The following is a 17,500-nucleotide window of genomic DNA, read 5'->3' as shown; positions in this document are numbered from 1 at the left end:
GATGTTAGTTTCATATAAATGGCTTAATCGTTATTTGGATTTATCGAATGTAACACCAAAAGAATTAGCGGATAAAATGTCTGTAACAGGAATCGAAGTCGAGGGAATCACGGTTCCAGAAGAAGGCTTGAAAAAAATCGTTGTCGGTGAAGTCAAGGAATGTGTACCACATCCAGATTCCGATCACCTTTCTATTTGTCAAGTCGATATTGGCGAAGACGAACTGTCTCAAATCGTTTGTGGAGCGCCTAATGTGAAGGTCGGAATCAAAGTGATTGTTGCGCTTCCTAACTCACGGATTGCTGGAAATGTGAAGATCAAAAAAGGGAAAATGCGTGGTCAAGTATCAAATGGCATGATTTGCTCGTTACAAGAAATTGGCTATTCAGACAGTGTTATACCGAAAGAATACGCTGAAGGTATCTATTATATGCCACAAGAAGCTGTAAATGGCGATCCAGTTTTTTCTTATTTAGATATGGATGATTCGATCATTGAATTGTCTATCACACCAAATCGTGCAGATGCATTGTCAATGCGTGGCGTAGCTTATGAAGTTGGAGCAATCTATCGTCAGACGCCTACATTCGATGACGAGAAATTAGTAGAATCATCACAACTTGCTAGCGATAAGATCCAAGTGACAGTTGAAGATAAAGAAGTCGTTCCTGCCTATCAAATCCGCATCATTGAAGGAGTAAGAATCCAACCAAGTCCTCAATGGCTGCAAAATCTTTTGATGAATGAAGGCATCCGCCCAATCAACAATGTAGTAGATGTGACGAACTATATTTTGCTTTTATTCGGACAACCACTACATGCATTTGACTACGACAAATTGAAATCAAACGAGATCCTTGTCCGACATGCAAAAGAAAATGAGACATTAGTCACGTTAGATGGAGAATCTCGGAAATTGACAACTGACAATCTTGTCATCACTAATGGCAAAGAACCAGTTGCTTTAGCTGGTGTCATGGGTGGATTAGATTCAGAGATCACGAATGAAACAACAACAGTGGCACTGGAATCTGCTTTGTTTGATCCAATTTCGATCCGTCGTACAGCAAAACAATTTAATTTGCGTAGCGAATCTTCTGCACGCTTTGAAAAAGGGATCAACCATGCAACTGTTGGAGAAGCCAGTGAGGTTGCTGCAGCAATGATCGTTTCTCTTGCAGGTGGGGAAGTTCTACAAGGCGCGGTCAAAGGTTCAGAGATCAAAGCAGAAGACGTATCAGTGAAGATTTCACTTGAACGCATCAATCAATATTTAGGAACATCTCTTGTCGTTAAAGAAGTAAATGAGATTTTTGAAGCACTTGGATTTGGCTATGAAGAAAAGGATCATGTTTATTCCGTAGTCGTACCACCAAGACGCTGGGATATCCAAATCGAAGCAGACATTATCGAAGAAGTTGCTCGTATTTATGGATACGACCAGTTGCCATCTACACTTCCAAGTGGAGAAACGGTTGCTGGAAGCTTGTCAAAAGAACAAGAAACTACTCGTAAAATTCGTACAATCTTTGAAGGAAGCGGATTGAGCGAAGCAATCAGTTATGCATTGACAACAGAAGAAAAATCAAGACAGTTTGTTATAAAAGAAAGTAATATTACACGTTTGGACTGGCCAATGAGCGAAGAACGTTCTGTATTACGAATGAATTTGATCAGCGGACTATTAGATGATATCAGTTATAACACTGCTCGAAAAAATACAGAGATTGCTTTATATGAAATCGGTCGGGTATTCTTCCAAGAAAATGATCCGCGCGCACATCTGCCACAAGAAGTAAAACATGCAGCAATCGCTATTTCTGGTGTTTGGGAAGAAAAAGATTGGCAGACGAAAGCACAAAACGTAGACTTTTTCACCATCAAAGGTCTTTTAGAAAACTTATTTGAACAACTAGGTATCCATGAAGATATCCATTATCAAACAGTGACAGAAATAAAAGAAATGCATCCTGGAAGAACTGCTGCGATTTACCTTGGCGAACAATTTATCGGTTTTGTCGGTCAAGTGCATCCGACAATTGCCAAAAGTTATGATATTCCAGAAACATATGTAGCTGAGTTTGATTTATCTGCTGTAGTGGAAGCTGCTCAAAAAGGAATCGTTTTTGAAGCAGTGACAAAATTCCCAGCAGTCAGCCGGGATATCGCTTTGCTTGTAAAAGAAACTGTGACAAATCAGGAATTAACAGAAGTTATCGATTCTGCTGCCGGAAGATTTTTAACAGATATCCAATTATTTGATGTCTATCAAGGAGAAAACATCGAAAAAGGACATAAATCCATGGCTTATAGCCTGACATTCGTCAATCCTGAAGCAACATTGACAGATGAAGAAATCAATAAAGCAATGGATAAGGTAACAAAAGCTTTGACAGAAACGCTTGGAGCAAGTATTCGTTAAAAGTTAGAAGCAAAATAGTTATCAGTCGTCCATGCTTTTGAAAATGTTTTTTTAAAAACACTTTATATAGAGTAGATACTTGAGCAGATCCATCTTCGGTTCTGCTCTTTTTTATTTTTCAGGTAGATTCCATAAATTTCTAAAATCAGAAAAATAGGTAGTTATCGAGCCGTCGTATTCACAGTGAAAGACTATCAATAACACGGCTATGTAAGTATGAAAAAAAGAGAAGATGAAATTGAAAAGGGAGAGTTTTATTACACAAGTAATTAGATTTTAAATGAACAGGAAAATCATTATTTTTATCGCTAATTTTCAAAGAACAGTTTTGGCTATATACTAATAAGAGGTTTATTGGATAAGAAATCATGACATTTAATCTGCTGAATATGGAAAAATGACCGAGGTGGTAATCCCAACCATTTTTTCTTAGTGTATCATTAATTGAATTTCAGACGTTTTGCACATGGCTACTTCAGAGATTAAAGGAGGTGGTAGTGGTGTTCATGTTAGTTGTTCTTGGTCTTTTATTAATAATCGTTGGTATTCAACTTAGAAGAGGCAAATGGTATGGAATAGTTGCTGGGAATACTTTTAAAGATAAACCGATTGAAGTTCAAAAAAAGGTGCATTAGGAGCTTCATCTATTGCTTTTTTTGTAGGAGGCTTTTTACTAATCGTTTATATTTTAATGTTTTTTGATATTCAAACTAGATTTTTAATCATTCCAGTAATTGTAATAGCGATAGTATATTCTTTGTTTACCTTACATAAATATCTTAAACACTTCATTAAATATGGAGAATAAAGGAACTATTTAGTAAGAAAAGAAATAGTAGAAAATCTATAAAAAACTACCAATAAAAATGAGGGGGACACAGCTTTTGGCCCTTCTTGACGACAGTTGAACAAAATATCCGCACTTGAAAAAGGGAATGTCACTGAAGCTGTGGTCGCCACTCAGCCGATCAATGAATACGAAGATGCATTGAAAAAACTGATCAACTGTGAAAAGCAGTATACGACACTTCTTGAAGAAACCACTCAAGTGATCGACAAACAAGTCGTCACGGACTAAGAACTGGCCAATTATTTCAACTAAAGTGAAAGTCTCTGATTCTGATTTTGAACATCAAAAAACCGAACGATAGAGAGCGTACGCATGCAAGTAAGCAGCTACTCAACTATTGTTCGGTTTTTTGAGTTTGGTAATGATGTCACTAAGATGGATTCACCGGTGTATTAATGGAAGTAATTGATCCCCATTGCTGATTTTACTTCAGAAAGTGTTTGTGCAGCTACTTTAGCAGCTTCTTCACTACCTTTACGTAAGATTTCCATAACAGCTGAAGGATCTTTTTCCAATTCTTCTCGGCGCGCGCGGATCGGTGCAAATTCAGCTTCCAATACATCAATGAGGTATCGTTTGATCTTTACATCACCAAGTCCGCCGCGGCGGTAATGAGCTTTCATTTCTTCAATTGCTTCTTTATCTGTTCCGAATACATCCAAGTAGGTGAAGACCATATTCCCTTCTACTTGTCCAGGGTCTTGTACATGGATGTGGTTTGGATCAGTATACATACTCATGACTTTTTTCTTTAAGACATCGGCAGGATCGGAGATATAAATACCGTTTCCTAACGATTTACTCATTTTGCCATTTCCATCGATTCCAGGTAATCTACCCATTCCTTTTGGTGGGAATACGCCTTTTGGTTCCACCAAGACTTCACCATATGTATGATTGAAGCTTTGTACAATTTCCTGTGTCTGCTCTAGCATTGGTTTTTGATCCTCGCCAACAGGAACGAGATTCGCTTTGAATGCAGTGATATCTGCTGCTTGAGAAACAGGATAGATAAAAAATCCTGTAGGCACGCTTTCACCGAATTTCTTTTGTTCGATTTCTGTTTTGACAGTCGGATTGCGACGAACGCGTCCTACGCTGACCAAGTTCAAATAATACATGGTTAACTCAGCTAATTCCGGAATTTGTGATTGGATAAATAAAGTAGATTTTGCAGGATCTAATCCCACGGCTAAATAGTCTAAAGCAACTTGCAAGACATTGGATGAAACCTTCTCAGGATTTTTAGCATTATCGGTCAGTGCTTGCATGTCAGCAATCATGACAAACAGTTGGTTGTCTTCATCTGCTTGCATAGCCACTCGGGTTTTTAGAGAACCGACGTAATGCCCTAAATGCAGCTTCCCAGTTGGTCGATCTCCCGTTAAAATAATATTTTTCAAAAAAGACACCTCTTTACGATTTGTAAGTCTGAGCACTTAATATCTTACCGTTTTTCCTGACAAGAAACAACAGTTCCTAAGGAAAAAACAAGGAAAGAGGATAAAATAACTAATAGATTAGAAATGAAAGAAATATTTATGGGAGAATAAACGTTCTAAGAAACTTTACAAATTACTAAACTATCAGATATAATGTATTTTATTATACATCTTTAAAAGAAATCTTACTAAATAATAATGGGAGTGTAATTCTATGGCAATGATTAAATTTGATCACGTGGATAAATATTATGGCAAGTTCCACGCATTAAAAAATATCAATCTCGAATTCGAGAAAGGAGAAGTTGTCGTTGTCATTGGTCCTTCTGGTTCAGGAAAGAGCACGATGCTTCGCTGTATCAATGGATTAGAGACGATTTCTTCAGGCAAGCTACTAATTAATGATGCTGACTTGCATGATAAAAGGACAAAATTGACAGAAGTCCGAAAGAATATCGGCATGGTTTTCCAGCATTTCAATTTGTATCCTAATAAAACCGTTCTGGAAAATATTACATTAGCACCAATCAAAGTGTTAAAGCAAGACCAGGCAACTGCAATCAAAAACGCGGAGAAATTTCTGAAAACTGTCAATATGTTAGATAAGAAAGATTCTTATCCTTCCATGTTATCCGGTGGACAACAGCAACGGGTGGCAATCGCCAGAGGTTTAGCGATGAATCCTGAGATGCTCCTGTTTGATGAACCTACTTCTGCTTTGGATCCGGAAATGATTGGTGATGTATTGGACGTCATGAAAAAATTGGCGCATGATGGTATGTCAATGATTGTCGTGACGCATGAAATGGGCTTTGCCAAAGAAGTTGCGGATCGTGTCATCTTCATGGCTGACGGAGAAGTATTGGAAGATAGCAGAAATGTGAGAGACTTTTTCGAAAATCCAAATGAAGTCCGAGCACAGCAATTTATCAGTAAAGTTATCAATCATTGATAGGAGGAAAAAGATGCGCAGGTTTAAAAAGATACGCCTGATTTTCCTTTTAGGCATTGCTTTTCTTGCACTAGCCGGATGTAAAGGAAATGGGTTGGCAAATGAAGATATTTTAGAGCGAAGCAAATCTACCAATGAAATCATCTGGGGTGTCAAATATGATACTCGATTATTTGGAATGATGGATATTGAGAGCAGAACCGTACAAGGATTTGATGTAGATATTGCAAAAGCTATCACTGAAAAGATCCTTGGTGAAAATGGAAAAGCGGAATTTGTTGAAGTCACTTCTAAAACGCGGATCCCGTTATTGAAAAACGGAAACATCGATGCAATCATTGCGACGATGACGATCACAGATGAACGAAAAAAACAAGTCGATTTTTCAGATGTCTATTTCGATGCTGGCCAAGCTTTGTTGGTAAAGAAGGGAAGCCGAATCAAAAGTGTAGATGATTTGAATGCTTCTACAACAGTTCTAGCAGTCAAAGGTTCTACGTCGGCTGCGAATATCCGACAGCATGCACCAGATGCAAACATTCTGGAATTGGAAAATTATGCAGAAGCATTTACTGCCTTACAATCTGGCCAGGGAGATGCGATGACTACGGATAATGCGATCTTGTTAGGGATTGCAGATGAAAATCCAGAGTACGAATTAGTCGGCGGAACGTTTACTAATGAACCTTATGGAATTGCAATCAACAAAGGACAAGAAAACTTCTTGAAAGCTGTTAACCAGGCGCTAGAGGAAATGCATGCAGATGGCACATACGATAAAATCTATCAAAAATGGTTTCCAAATGAAACTGAAGGAAAAGTAGAGTAAGGGGGAGAGGCAATGAGCGAATTGATACAGACTTATGGACCAATCTTTGTCGACGGGTTCAAGATCACATTGTTTTCGAGTGTCTTAGCACTTGTGTTTAGTTTGATTATCGGAACGTTGATGGCAATCTTCCAATTATCAAAGAATAAAATAGTGAGTGCCTTAGCAAAGGCATATGTAGAATTTTTTAGAAACATTCCATTATTGATTATCGTGATGTTTTTTTATGTTGTCGTACCGATTTATTGGTTTAATCTAGACGGATTTCAAGCTGGGACGATTGGATTGACTATCTATACATCCGCTTTTATTGCTGAAACGGTACGTTCAGGGATTCAAACCGTACCAAAAGGCCAAACAGAAGCAGGATTGTCTTCTGGATTTACCTATCCAGAAATTATGCGTTATATTGTTTTGCCGCAAGCATTCAAAATCGTTATTCCGCCATTAGGCAACCAATTTATTAATCTTGTGAAAAACTCGTCTATTTTAGCAATCGTAGCTGGTTTGGATTTGATGTATCAAGGAGACTTGATCGCCAGTGAAACATTCAATACCTTCGATACGTATATCATCGTTGGGTTATTTTACTTAGTTATCACGCTGCCGTTATCTTACTTAATGGTTTATCTTGAGAAAAAATGGGCGGTTCGTTCATAGAAGGAGGGGAAATACATGGATTTTAGCGGCGCTTTTTCATGGATGAATGTCCGTTTTTTATTGGAAGGATTAAAGGTTACTGTTGAAGTTTCATTGTTTTCGATCATTTTCAGTTTCTTGATTGGTGGTCTGGCAGGTGTGATTCGTTTTGCGAACATCCCTTTCTTGTCCAAAATCCTTGGTATTGTGATCGATATCATACGAAATCTTCCATTATTATTGATCATTTTCTTCACTTATTTTGCCTTGCCTCAGATTGGTATTCAGATGAACATCTTCTGGTCCGCTGTTGCAGCATTGACGATCTTTGAATCAGCTATGCTGTCGGAGATTTTCCGAGCAGGACTTAATGCTGTTCCGAAAGGGCAGATGGAGGCAGGATTGTCAACAGGACTGACTTATGTAGAAACGATGCGGACGATCGTCTTGCCGCAAGCATTCAAATCAATGATTCCGGCAATTGTGAGCCAATTGATTTCACTGATCAAAGATACTTCATTAGCAGTAATCATTTCTTTACCTGAACTTTCTCATCAAGCACGTATTATTTATGGACAGAATACCAATTATGTGCTTCCGATGTTCATCATCATGACACTTATGTATTTCGTGGTGTGTTACGCGCTTTCTCTGCTTTCCGGTTACTTGGAAAAGAGACGGTACAGTTATTAATAGATGATTCTTTTAGCGGTTGTGGCAGACTAAAGTCACAACCGCTTTTCCTCTTTCCATTCGAAAAAAGAGAGTTTGATTGTTTTAAGCAAGTGAGAGCACTTGAAAATTCAGGCTAAAAAGTACACAATAGGGAGGATAGAATTTATTGAAAAAAAGGATGATACGATTGACAGATAATCGCCCTATCGGATTTATTGATTCAGGTGTCGGCGGCTTGACTGTAGTAAAAGAAGCCCTGAAACAATTACCGAATGAAAATATTTTATTTGTAGGAGACACAGCACGCTGCCCATATGGCCCTAGACCCGCGGAACAGGTAATCCAGTATACTTGGGAAATGACGGATTATCTGGTGGAGCAAGGAATCAAGATGCTAGTGATTGCTTGCAATACCGCAACTGCGGTTGCTTTAGAAGAAATCAAAGCTGCTCTTTCTATTCCAGTCATCGGTGTGATCCTTCCCGGTACAAGAGCGGCAGTAAAAAAAACACAAAATAAACAAGTTGGCATTATCGGTACGATTGGTACGGTAAAAAGTCAAGCTTATGAAAAAGCATTGAAAGAGAAAGTGCCAGAATTGACTGTGACAAGTCTTGCTTGTCCCAAATTTGTTTCAGTTGTCGAAAGTAATGAATACCATTCATCTGTGGCAAAAAAAATCGTGGCAGAAACATTAGCTCCGTTAACGACTAAAAAAATCGATACATTGATTTTGGGATGCACCCATTATCCATTATTACGCCCCATCATTCAAAATGTAGTGGGTGAAAATGTTCAACTGATCGATTCTGGAGCAGAAACAGTAGGTGAAGTATCTATGCTACTCGATTATTTCAATTTGAGCAATTCACCGCAAAATGGACGGACATTATGTCAGTTTTATACAACAGGATCTGCTAAACTTTTCCAAGAAATAGCCGAAGACTGGCTTGGAATCGGACACCTAAATGTAGATCATATTGAATTAGGAGGAAATAAGGATGCGTCATGACGGGAGAAAAGCCCAAGAGCTTCGTAAACTGGAGCTTCAAACAAATGTTTTCAAATATCCAGAGGGATCGGTTGTGATCCGTTTTGGTGATACAACAGTTATTTGTTCTGCAACAGTAGAGGATTCTGTACCGCCCTTTTTGAGAGAAACAGGAACAGGGTGGGTAACTGCTGAATACAGTATGCTACCTCGAGCAACGAGTACGAGAAATCGTAGAGAAAGCAGCAAAGGGAAACTTTCTGGTAGAACAATGGAAATCCAGCGTCTTATTGGTCGCTCCTTGCGTGCAGTAATAGACTTGGAAAAGCTGGGAGAGCGTAGTATCATCATAGACTGCGATGTGATCCAAGCGGATGGCGGAACTAGAACAGCTAGCATCACTGGGGCATTCGTCGCGTTGAGACTAGCAATTGAAAAGCTTTTAAGAGAAAAGGAATTGTCAGAAGATCCAATTAAAGAGCATCTTGCTGCAGTTAGCGTAGGGATCTTGCCGGATGGGACTTGCGTGACAGATTTGGACTATCAAGAAGATTCCGCAGCACTTGTAGATATGAATCTCGTGATGACAGAATCAGGAAAATTCGTGGAGATTCAAGGAACTGGAGAAGAAGCAACGTTTGATGGAGAACAGTTGAATGAAATGCTCTTTTTTGGAAAAAACGCGATTGAAGATTTGATCAAAGAGCAAAAACATGCTTTGCTAACAGAATTTGCTCAAGATAATGAGCGGATAGAAGAAACAAAAACAATCATCATTGCGACAAGAAATCCAGGAAAAGCAGAAGAGTTTCGAAATATGTTCAAAGAAGCGGGATATCATGTAAAAACATTACTTGACTATCCTGAATTGCCAGATGTAGAAGAAACTGGCAGCACATTTGAAGAAAATGCCCGATTAAAAGCAGAAACGATTGCACAATTACTTGATCAACCAGTCTTAGCAGATGATTCAGGTTTGAAAGTGGATGCATTAGGCGGTATGCCAGGAATCTATTCTGCACGTTTTGCAGGGGAACAAAAAAGTGATGCGGGGAATAACGCCAAATTATTATATGAATTGACAGATGTACCAGATGAAAAAAGAACAGCACAATTCCATTGTACACTAGTATTCGCGGCACCAAAAAAAGATAGCCTTGTAGTAGAAGCGGAATGGCCCGGTCGAGTAGCCCGTATACCATCTGGCGAAAACGGCTTTGGGTATGATCCTTTATTTATCCCAGAAGGTAAGAAACAAACAGCAGCAGAATTATCGAGCGAAGAAAAAAACAAGATCAGTCATCGGGCTCAAGCAATGAAAAAATTGAGTGCCGAGTGGAAACAATGGCTGGAAGGAGAGAGATAGTGCGGTATTTAGTAGTAAGTGATAATCATGGGGACAGAGATATCCTCGTTGACTTAGTAGATCGCTATCGTTCTGAAGTGGATATCTTTTTCCATTGTGGTGATTCGGAATTAGAAGCTTCTGACCCATTATGGGATACATTCCAAGTGGTTCAAGGTAATTGTGATTATGGACCAGGATTCGAACAGAAAAAAGTGATCCAAACTGGTCAGGATACAGTATTCATGACTCATGGTCATTTATCGAATGTCCGATTTGGTTTGACACAGTTAGCAATCGAAGCTCGAGCTGCAAATGCAGATATGGTGTTTTTTGGTCATACCCATCAAATAGGCTGTGAGATGGATCAGAAAATCCTATTTTTGAATCCTGGAAGCATTTCTCAACCTAGAGGCCCGATCCAAATCCCATCATATGCTCTTATTGAAAGTTTAGATGACCAAATTTCTGTTCAATACTATAACCGTGCCCATCAGGCAGTTGAAGAGTTGGCCTTTTCTTTTTCGAGAGAGCGCTGAATAAAAAAACTCTAATTTTTAATAAAAATAAGCTTTATTTTGTGAATTTTGCATCCGGTTTCGGTAAAATAGTAGTGTTGAATGAAATAGAAATGGAGGCCATCAGATGATTGGACCTATAGTAAGAGAAATGCTGCTGGAAAATCAGGAAACGTTTTTGATTCCTGCAGAAAATGTGGCAAATGTTATGTATCATCATCCATTATCCCATGGTTTACTTGTCTTATCGAAGGTCGGTTATTCCAAAATTCCTGTATTAGGAAAAGATGATCACTTTGTAGGACTAGTAAGTTTATCAGATGTGGTCAATAAAATGATTGACTTGCAAACAATCAGCATGGATCCCTTAGAAGGACTAACAGTTGCTGATGTAACAGAAACGGATGTTCCGACGATTGATGAAAATTGGGAACTAGAAGAAGTACTCCATTTGTTAGTTGATTCGCCTTTTTTACCGGTTGTCACAGAAGAACGGGTTTTCAAAGGAATCATCACAAGGAAAGAGCTGCTTAAAGCCGTAAACTTCATGGTGCATGAATTAGAACGTCGCAATATATTGTCTCCAAAAATCGAAGAATTAAAAGAACAAATCGATATTGTGAGCTAAAGAACGAGAAACTGAAAGATAATCAAAAAATAAGTAGAAACAAAAGCGTACCAGTTTTGACTTTATCTTGAAAAAGAGGCTGGGACAGAAGCGTTTAACTCCAAGGAATAAGCTGAAATTCACGAAAATTGCTTTTCAAATTTTTGTGAATTTCAGCTATTTCCGAAGGATTTGCTTCTACTTCCGCCGTTTATACGTGTTTAGAGCGTGGGACAAAAGTGTTCTTTACTTTTGTCCCACGCTCTTTTTAGTGAGATCCGTTGCATCGTTTGACCAAATTATTTTCCGACAGCAATTGGACTGTTCGGAATCGTGAACCCAGAAGCTGTCAATTCTTTGACATAGGAGCTCAAAAACTCTTCTTTTAAGGCATATTGTTTTCCGTTCAATGCGTAGCAGACCGTACGAATAGCAAAATTACTATTACCAAGATCCACTAAACCAAATATGGAAGGTTCAGTTTGAAGCTCTTCTTGGTATTTTTCAGCTAATGTATGATTTACTCGATCAATGATCTCATAGATTTTGTCATATCCTTCTTCAGGAACGATCCGGATATCTAAAAGTACTTGCATATTTGCACGAGAAAGATTGCTGATCGTGGTGATGTTTCGATTCGGGATGAAATGGACAGTACCATCCGTTGCTTTTAGCTGAAGGGTACGGATACCAACAGATACGACGGTTCCTTCAATCGTTAAGTTTGCTAACTTGATGTAGTCTCCAACATCCATCTGTTGTTCCATGATAATAAAAAATCCGGTAATAACATCACTCATGAACCCTTGGGCACCAAGACCGATCGCCACACCTGCAATTCCGGCACCAGCCAAAAGTGATCCGATCGGTACACCGATAGCAGATAAAATTGCATAGATAAAGAAGAAACCAAGGGTATAATGAAAAATAGTATTTAAAAGACTATGTAAAGTCTTTAAGCGGCTCTCGTTTAGAATGGCTTTTTTAGAATACTGATTAAAAGACTTATCAATCAGATATTTTCCCACACGGTGAAGAATCCAAAAAAGGATGATCAAAAAAACCAGATATAAACTTTTTTGGATAAAGGCAGCCAAAATAGCGTCCCAATCAATCCCGTCCCAAAACCGCTGAAACGCATTTACTTTGCTGACAGCTTGATCTGTCAATGTCTCGCCAGAAGAGTCTGTCGTACCGGCAGTTGCTAATAATGAAAACATAAAATCCTCTTTTCTAAAATTTGATTCTTTCTGTATTGTACCAAGAAGTTTTCAAAAAAGGAAATAGCAAAGATAACTATAATGAAGGAAAAAAGCTGAAAATAAAATGACAAACAATATGGATAATGATAAAATGTGGAGAAAATAACGAAGGTGGTAAATATATGCAAATCGATTGGAATAATTTAGGATTTTCTTATATCAAAACTCCTTGGCGTTTCATTGCCAAATGGAAAGACGGACAATGGGAAGAAGGGGAATTGACAGAAGATAATTACCTGACGATTCATGAAGGCTCTCCAGCGCTTCATTATGGTCAGCAATGTTTTGAAGGTCTAAAAGCTTATCGTCGAAAAGACGGGAAGGTCAATCTCTTTCGACCTGAACAAAATAGTCGTCGGATGAATCAAAGTGCTAGACGCTTGCTGATGCCGATGGTCCCTGAAAAAATGTTCGTTGATGCTGTTAAGCAAGTGGTAAAAGCAAATGAAGCTTTCGTGCCTCCGTATGGAACAGGCGCTACATTATACTTGCGTCCTTTACTGATTGGGGTCGGTGAAAACATCGGTGTCCATCCTGCTCCAGAATACTTATTTGTCGTCTTCTGTACGCCAGTAGGAGCGTATTTCAAAGGTGGGCTAAAACCAACGAACTTTATTGTATCTGATTACGATCGTGCTGCTCCTAAGGGAACTGGCGCAGCAAAAGTCGGCGGAAATTACGCAGCAAGTTTACTTCCAGGAACAGAAGCAAAAGAACTGGATTACTCAGATTGTGTTTATCTTGATCCAGCCACACACACGAAAATCGAAGAAGTAGGGGCAGCAAATTTCTTTGGGATTACGAAAGACGGAAAATTCATCACCCCGCAATCGCCATCTATCTTACCAAGTATCACGAAATATTCTTTGCTGCAATTAGCTGAAGAACGACTAGGACTTCAAGCAATAGAAGGAGATATTTTCATTGATGATCTAGATCAATTTGCAGAAGCTGGTGCATGTGGTACAGCGGCTGTTATTTCTCCAATCGGCGGGATTTATCACAATAACAACCTGCATGTATTTTATAGCGAAACGGAAGTAGGACCAGTAACCAAGCGGTTGTATGATGAATTGACAGGTATTCAATTCGGGGACATAGAAGCACCAGAAGGCTGGATTGAAGTCGTGGAATAATTTCAAAGTAATAAGTTGAAAAAACGTAAAAAAGAAAAAATCAGGAAGAGACTTTAAAAAGTTTTTTCCTGATTTTTATATGTTTTACTTTAAAGAATGCAACAAAAGGGTTATGAAAGATGGACACCTTTGTCAACGTAGATAATATCACCGATGATTCCGCTGGAAAGAGGACTAATCAAGAAAGCACAAACATTACCGACTTCTTCGATCGTTACACCTTGCTGATCAGGCGTACGAGATTCAGATAACTGGATCAGTTTTTGATAGTCTTTAACCCCTGTAACAGCTAATGTTTTGATTGCTCCAGCTGAAATACCATTGACTCGGATGCCTTTAGGTGAAAATTCAGCTGCCAAATAACGGATAGCTGCTTCAAGAGAAGCTTTCGCGATACCCATCATGTTATAATTCGGGATTGCGCGCTCTGAACCTAGATAAGTCATGCTAACGATTCCGCTATTTGGTGCAAGAAACGGTTGTGCGTATTTTGATACAGCAATCAAAGAGTAGCTACTGATATCTTGAGCTAATTGATAGCCGTCTCTGGAAATATCAGACACATTTCCAGACAATTCTTCTTTGTTGGCGTAAGCAACTGCATGGACAAGGCCGTGGATCTCTCCAGCATATTCACCGATGGCATTCATTGCTTTTTCGATGCTTTCGTCGCTAGAAACATCACATTCTACAGTGAATGCTTCTTCGCCGACCAATTTGACTAATGATTTTTTCATTCGTTCATTTTGGTAAGTATAGATAATCTCTGCCCCTTGTTTCAACATTGCTTCAGCGCACCCCCAAGCAATGCTTTTTTTGTTAGCGACGCCCATGATGACGATTTTTTTTCCTTCTAGAAATGACATAATGACTCTCCTTTGTTTCTGATAAAAATTTGATAGTCGTAAAAAATAGAAAATAATAGCTAAAATAACTTCTTGATTTCTTAATTATTAGTCAAAATGTTTTGATTGTCAAACTATTTTTTCTTAAATTAAAAAAAGATTGCTAAATATTTAGGAATATGATACTTTGATAGTCAAAGTAATGAAAATGGCAATTGCCTGAAAGAAGGAGTTTAGTTATGTCTTACGTATTATCTGCTACTGAAGTAATGGACTTGATCCCTAATCGTTATCCTATTTGTTATATTGATTATGTAGATACATTAGAACCAGGAAAAAAGATCGTGGCGACAAAAAATGTAACGATCAATGAAGATTTTTTCCAAGGTCACTTTCCTGACAATCCAGTGATGCCGGGTGCGTTGATCCTAGAAACACTGGCACAAGCAGGTTCGATTCTTATCCTAAAATCAGAAGAGTTCCTAGGAAAACGAGCTTATATAGGTGGAATCAATAAGGCCAAATTCCGTCAAAAAGTTGTTCCAGGAGATGTACTGAAATGTCATTTTGAAATCACCAAAATGAAGGGGTCAGTCGGTACAGCGTTATCTGCAACATATGTAGATGATAAAAAAGTCTGTGAGTGTGAATTCACGTTCATCGTCAACCAAAATGCTTGATCATAAAAAAGTTGTTATAGAAAAATAGAAGGATGCTTACCTGCTTTTTTATGTAAAAAGAAGACGTCTGAATCTAGCACATTTTGTCATATTTGCTAGATTCAGACGTTATTTTTATGTTCTGTTTATTTTGCTTCTTGCAGTATATTGATTTTATCAATTTTTACTTCTTCTTTTGGTTTGTCTGAACTATCTGTTTCGACATTTGCAATAGCATCCACGACATCCATTCCTTCAATCACTTGACCGAAGACAGTGTACTGACCATCAAGGGAAGGATAACCGCCGTTTTTATAAGCATCGATAATCGCTTGAGGGTAATCATCTTTTAAAAGACCATCATGCATGTCATCTGAATTTTGAACGATAAAGAACTGGCTGCCGTTACTATTAGGATCTTGTGAGCGAGCCATAGATAACGCACCTCTTATATTGTAAAGGTGGTTGTTAATCTCTGTCTCAAATCCTTCTCCCCAAATGCTTTCGCCTCCAGTGCCATCGCCTTTAGGATCGCCGCCTTGGATCATGAAATCTTTGATGACGCGGTGAAAAGTCAAGCCATTATAGTAACCATCTTTTGCGTGTGTCATAAAGTTTTCAACTGCTTTAGGTGCATATTCAGGGAATAATTTGATTTTGATTGTGCCTTTATTTGTCACCATTTCGACCAAATCTTCATTTTCAGCTACATCTTTCGTCAATTGTGGCAATTCCAATGCATTCAAATCGACACTACTGGCAGTTGTACTTTCCGCAGTGGATGTACTCTTTGAACTTTCAGCGGATGAACTAGGAGAAGTCGTACTGTTTGCGGAACAACCAGCAAACAATAATGCTGCAGCTAAACTAATACTTAAAATAACTTTATTTTTCTTCATAACTATTCCTTTCCAATTTACTATTTTGTTATCTTTAATGATAACAAAATAGAGGAGAAATACCTACTTAAATTATTGGAATTTATCATTTATTTTAAAAGAAAAAGAAAAGGTGTAGACCATTTGTCTTGTCTTTGCTATAATGTAAGTGGATACAAAAACGAAAAGATGCAGGAGGAAATGGTAATATGGGAAAATTAGGAATCTCGATTTATCCAGAACGATCAACATTTGAAAAGGACAAAGCGTACTTGGATTTAGCTCATAAGTATGGGTATAAACGGGTTTTTACCAGTTTACTGCAAATCAACGACGACAAAGAAAAAGTTCTTTCAGAATTTAAAGAAGTAGTTGATTATGCGAATAGCCTAGGCATGGAAGTAATGGTGGATATCAATCCAGCGTTATTTGAACAGTTGGAGATTTCTTACGATGACTTATCTTTTTTCCATAAGATGGGTGCCTATGGAGTTCGCTTAGATATCGGGTTCACCGGAGCAGAAGAAGCAAAAATGACGCGTAATCCTTTCGGTATCAAAATCGAGATCAATATGAGTTCGGGCACGAATTATGTTGACAACATCATGAGTTATTCGCCAAACACGGATAATTTATTAGGTTCTCATAATTTTTATCCTCATCGATATTCTGGTTTAGGCTACGACCATTTTGTTTTTTGTTCAGAAAAATTTAGAAAATATAATTTGAATACGATGGCGTTCGTCAATTCGCAATCCGCTGAGTTTGGCCCTTGGCCTACACAAGATGGCTTGTGCACACTAGAAGACCACCGAGACCTTGAGATTGCTACACAAGTGAAGCATTTGATCCTTACAGGGCTGATTGATGATATTTCTATTGGAAATGCGTATGCAAGCGAAGAAGAATTGAAAGAAATGGCAGAAGCTTTTAATGCAGATTATCCAACATTGAAAGTAGATACGGAAGAAGGGATTACAGAAAACGAACGAATCTGCTTATTTGACAACCTCCACAGTTATCGAGGAGATCGCTCAGAGTATATCCTTCGTTCGACGATGACTCGTGTATATTATAAAGAAAAAGATTTTCCACCTCATAATACGCGAGATATGCATCATGGTGATGTGCTGATTGATAATGATGGGTATGGTCAATATAAGGGAGAAACACAAATCGCCTTGAAGGACATGAAAAATGACGGACGGGTCAATGTTGTAGGAAGAATTTCTGATGACGAACTGTTCCTCCTTGACTTTTTGAAACCTTGGTCAAGCTTTAAATTAATTGAAAATAAAAAATAGATAATGAGTTGCTGCAGAAATAATCCGCTAGAAATAGCCAATTATTTCTGCTTTTTTATTTTGTTTTTTTATAGGTTATAAAAATGAACATTGCATAGTAGAGATTCTTTGATTATACTAATTCAAGGTTAGATGAAAAAAGAGAA

At 38.2% G+C, this 17,500-nt stretch carries 18 protein-coding genes; 14 read left to right on the top strand and 4 right to left on the bottom strand.

What is annotated here, in order from left to right:
• Position 1 precedes the first annotated feature (1 nt).
• The 3 genes from pheT (at position 2) to AB3I27_RS02385 (ending at position 3,500) form a co-directional block, all read left to right on the top strand.
• Complete coding sequence (gene pheT, locus AB3I27_RS02395) at positions 2–2,422, top strand: phenylalanine--tRNA ligase subunit beta (RefSeq protein ID WP_002309416.1); 2,421 nt, start codon at positions 2–4, stop codon at positions 2,420–2,422.
• A 500-nt stretch (positions 2,423–2,922) separates the two neighbouring features.
• Positions 2,923–3,057, top strand: coding sequence for a hypothetical protein (locus AB3I27_RS02390; protein WP_002292952.1), 135 nt, complete (start codon positions 2,923–2,925; stop codon positions 3,055–3,057).
• Positions 3,058–3,326: 269 nt separating this feature from the next.
• Positions 3,327–3,500 (top strand): hypothetical protein, encoded by a 174-nt coding sequence (locus tag AB3I27_RS02385; RefSeq protein WP_002309415.1) that lies wholly within the window; start codon positions 3,327–3,329, stop codon positions 3,498–3,500.
• A gap of 164 nt (positions 3,501–3,664) precedes the next feature.
• Here the strand turns inward: AB3I27_RS02385 and trpS are convergent, their stop codons facing one another.
• On the bottom strand, positions 3,665–4,675 hold the full coding sequence (trpS, locus tag AB3I27_RS02380) for a tryptophan--tRNA ligase (RefSeq protein WP_002309414.1): 1,011 nt from the start codon (positions 4,673–4,675) through the stop codon (positions 3,665–3,667).
• 253 nt (positions 4,676–4,928) lie between these two features.
• Between trpS and AB3I27_RS02375 the strand changes: the two genes are divergently transcribed.
• From AB3I27_RS02375 to cbpB, 8 genes are all read left to right on the top strand, one after another.
• Positions 4,929–5,666, top strand: a complete 738-nt coding sequence (locus AB3I27_RS02375) for an amino acid ABC transporter ATP-binding protein (RefSeq protein WP_002309413.1) — start codon at positions 4,929–4,931, stop codon at positions 5,664–5,666.
• Positions 5,667–5,679: 13 nt separating this feature from the next.
• Positions 5,680–6,495 (top strand): transporter substrate-binding domain-containing protein, encoded by an 816-nt coding sequence (locus AB3I27_RS02370; RefSeq protein ID WP_002313815.1) that lies wholly within the window; start codon positions 5,680–5,682, stop codon positions 6,493–6,495.
• Between the two features lie 12 nt (positions 6,496–6,507).
• The gene (locus AB3I27_RS02365) at positions 6,508–7,155 is read left to right on the top strand and encodes an amino acid ABC transporter permease (RefSeq protein ID WP_002313814.1); all 648 of its coding nucleotides are present in this window, start codon (positions 6,508–6,510) and stop codon (positions 7,153–7,155) included.
• A gap of 15 nt (positions 7,156–7,170) precedes the next feature.
• Positions 7,171–7,827, top strand: coding sequence for an amino acid ABC transporter permease (locus AB3I27_RS02360; protein ID WP_002309409.1), 657 nt, complete (start codon positions 7,171–7,173; stop codon positions 7,825–7,827).
• 160 nt (positions 7,828–7,987) lie between these two features.
• Positions 7,988–8,821, top strand: a complete 834-nt coding sequence (racE, locus tag AB3I27_RS02355) for a glutamate racemase (RefSeq protein WP_002316225.1) — start codon at positions 7,988–7,990, stop codon at positions 8,819–8,821.
• Positions 8,811–10,166: a ribonuclease PH gene (gene rph / locus AB3I27_RS02350; protein WP_002309406.1), complete on the top strand. Its 1,356-nt coding sequence runs from the start codon at positions 8,811–8,813 to the stop codon at positions 10,164–10,166. The genes racE and rph overlap by 11 nt, the downstream gene beginning before the upstream one ends.
• Positions 10,166–10,684 (top strand): metallophosphoesterase, encoded by a 519-nt coding sequence (locus tag AB3I27_RS02345; RefSeq protein ID WP_002309405.1) that lies wholly within the window; start codon positions 10,166–10,168, stop codon positions 10,682–10,684. The genes rph and AB3I27_RS02345 overlap by 1 nt, the downstream gene beginning before the upstream one ends.
• 106 nt (positions 10,685–10,790) lie before the next feature.
• Complete coding sequence (gene cbpB, locus AB3I27_RS02340; RefSeq protein ID WP_002309404.1) at positions 10,791–11,291, top strand: cyclic-di-AMP-binding protein CbpB; 501 nt, start codon at positions 10,791–10,793, stop codon at positions 11,289–11,291.
• Between the two features lie 278 nt (positions 11,292–11,569).
• On the opposite strand, the gene AB3I27_RS02335 is transcribed toward cbpB, so the two are convergent.
• Positions 11,570–12,490, bottom strand: coding sequence for a mechanosensitive ion channel family protein (locus tag AB3I27_RS02335; protein WP_002313813.1), 921 nt, complete (start codon positions 12,488–12,490; stop codon positions 11,570–11,572).
• Positions 12,491–12,615: 125 nt separating this feature from the next.
• Between AB3I27_RS02335 and AB3I27_RS02330 the strand changes: the two genes are divergently transcribed.
• On the top strand, positions 12,616–13,668 hold the full coding sequence (locus tag AB3I27_RS02330) for a branched-chain amino acid aminotransferase (protein ID WP_002316226.1): 1,053 nt from the start codon (positions 12,616–12,618) through the stop codon (positions 13,666–13,668).
• Positions 13,669–13,778: 110 nt separating this feature from the next.
• Here AB3I27_RS02330 and fabI read toward each other — a convergent pair whose 3' ends face one another.
• Positions 13,779–14,534 (bottom strand): enoyl-ACP reductase FabI, encoded by a 756-nt coding sequence (gene fabI, locus AB3I27_RS02325; RefSeq protein ID WP_002309397.1) that lies wholly within the window; start codon positions 14,532–14,534, stop codon positions 13,779–13,781.
• A 218-nt stretch (positions 14,535–14,752) separates the two neighbouring features.
• Between fabI and fabZ the strand changes: the two genes are divergently transcribed.
• Positions 14,753–15,193, top strand: a complete 441-nt coding sequence (gene fabZ / locus AB3I27_RS02320) for a 3-hydroxyacyl-ACP dehydratase FabZ (RefSeq protein ID WP_368022893.1) — start codon at positions 14,753–14,755, stop codon at positions 15,191–15,193.
• Between the two features lie 125 nt (positions 15,194–15,318).
• On the opposite strand, the gene AB3I27_RS02315 is transcribed toward fabZ, so the two are convergent.
• On the bottom strand, positions 15,319–16,071 hold the full coding sequence (locus tag AB3I27_RS02315; protein WP_002313811.1) for a peptidylprolyl isomerase: 753 nt from the start codon (positions 16,069–16,071) through the stop codon (positions 15,319–15,321).
• A gap of 188 nt (positions 16,072–16,259) precedes the next feature.
• Here AB3I27_RS02315 and AB3I27_RS02310 point away from each other — a divergent pair, with 188 nt between their 5' ends.
• Complete coding sequence (locus tag AB3I27_RS02310; protein ID WP_002309391.1) at positions 16,260–17,354, top strand: DUF871 domain-containing protein; 1,095 nt, start codon at positions 16,260–16,262, stop codon at positions 17,352–17,354.
• Positions 17,355–17,500 lie beyond the last annotated feature (146 nt).

The sequence above is a fragment of the Enterococcus sp. C46 genome (assembly GCF_040887565.1).
Classification (GTDB): Bacteria; Bacillota; Bacilli; order Lactobacillales; family Enterococcaceae; genus Enterococcus_B; species Enterococcus_B lactis.
The sequence above is the reverse complement of the archived record's forward strand: the minus strand, read 5'-3'. Positions and strand labels throughout refer to the sequence as shown.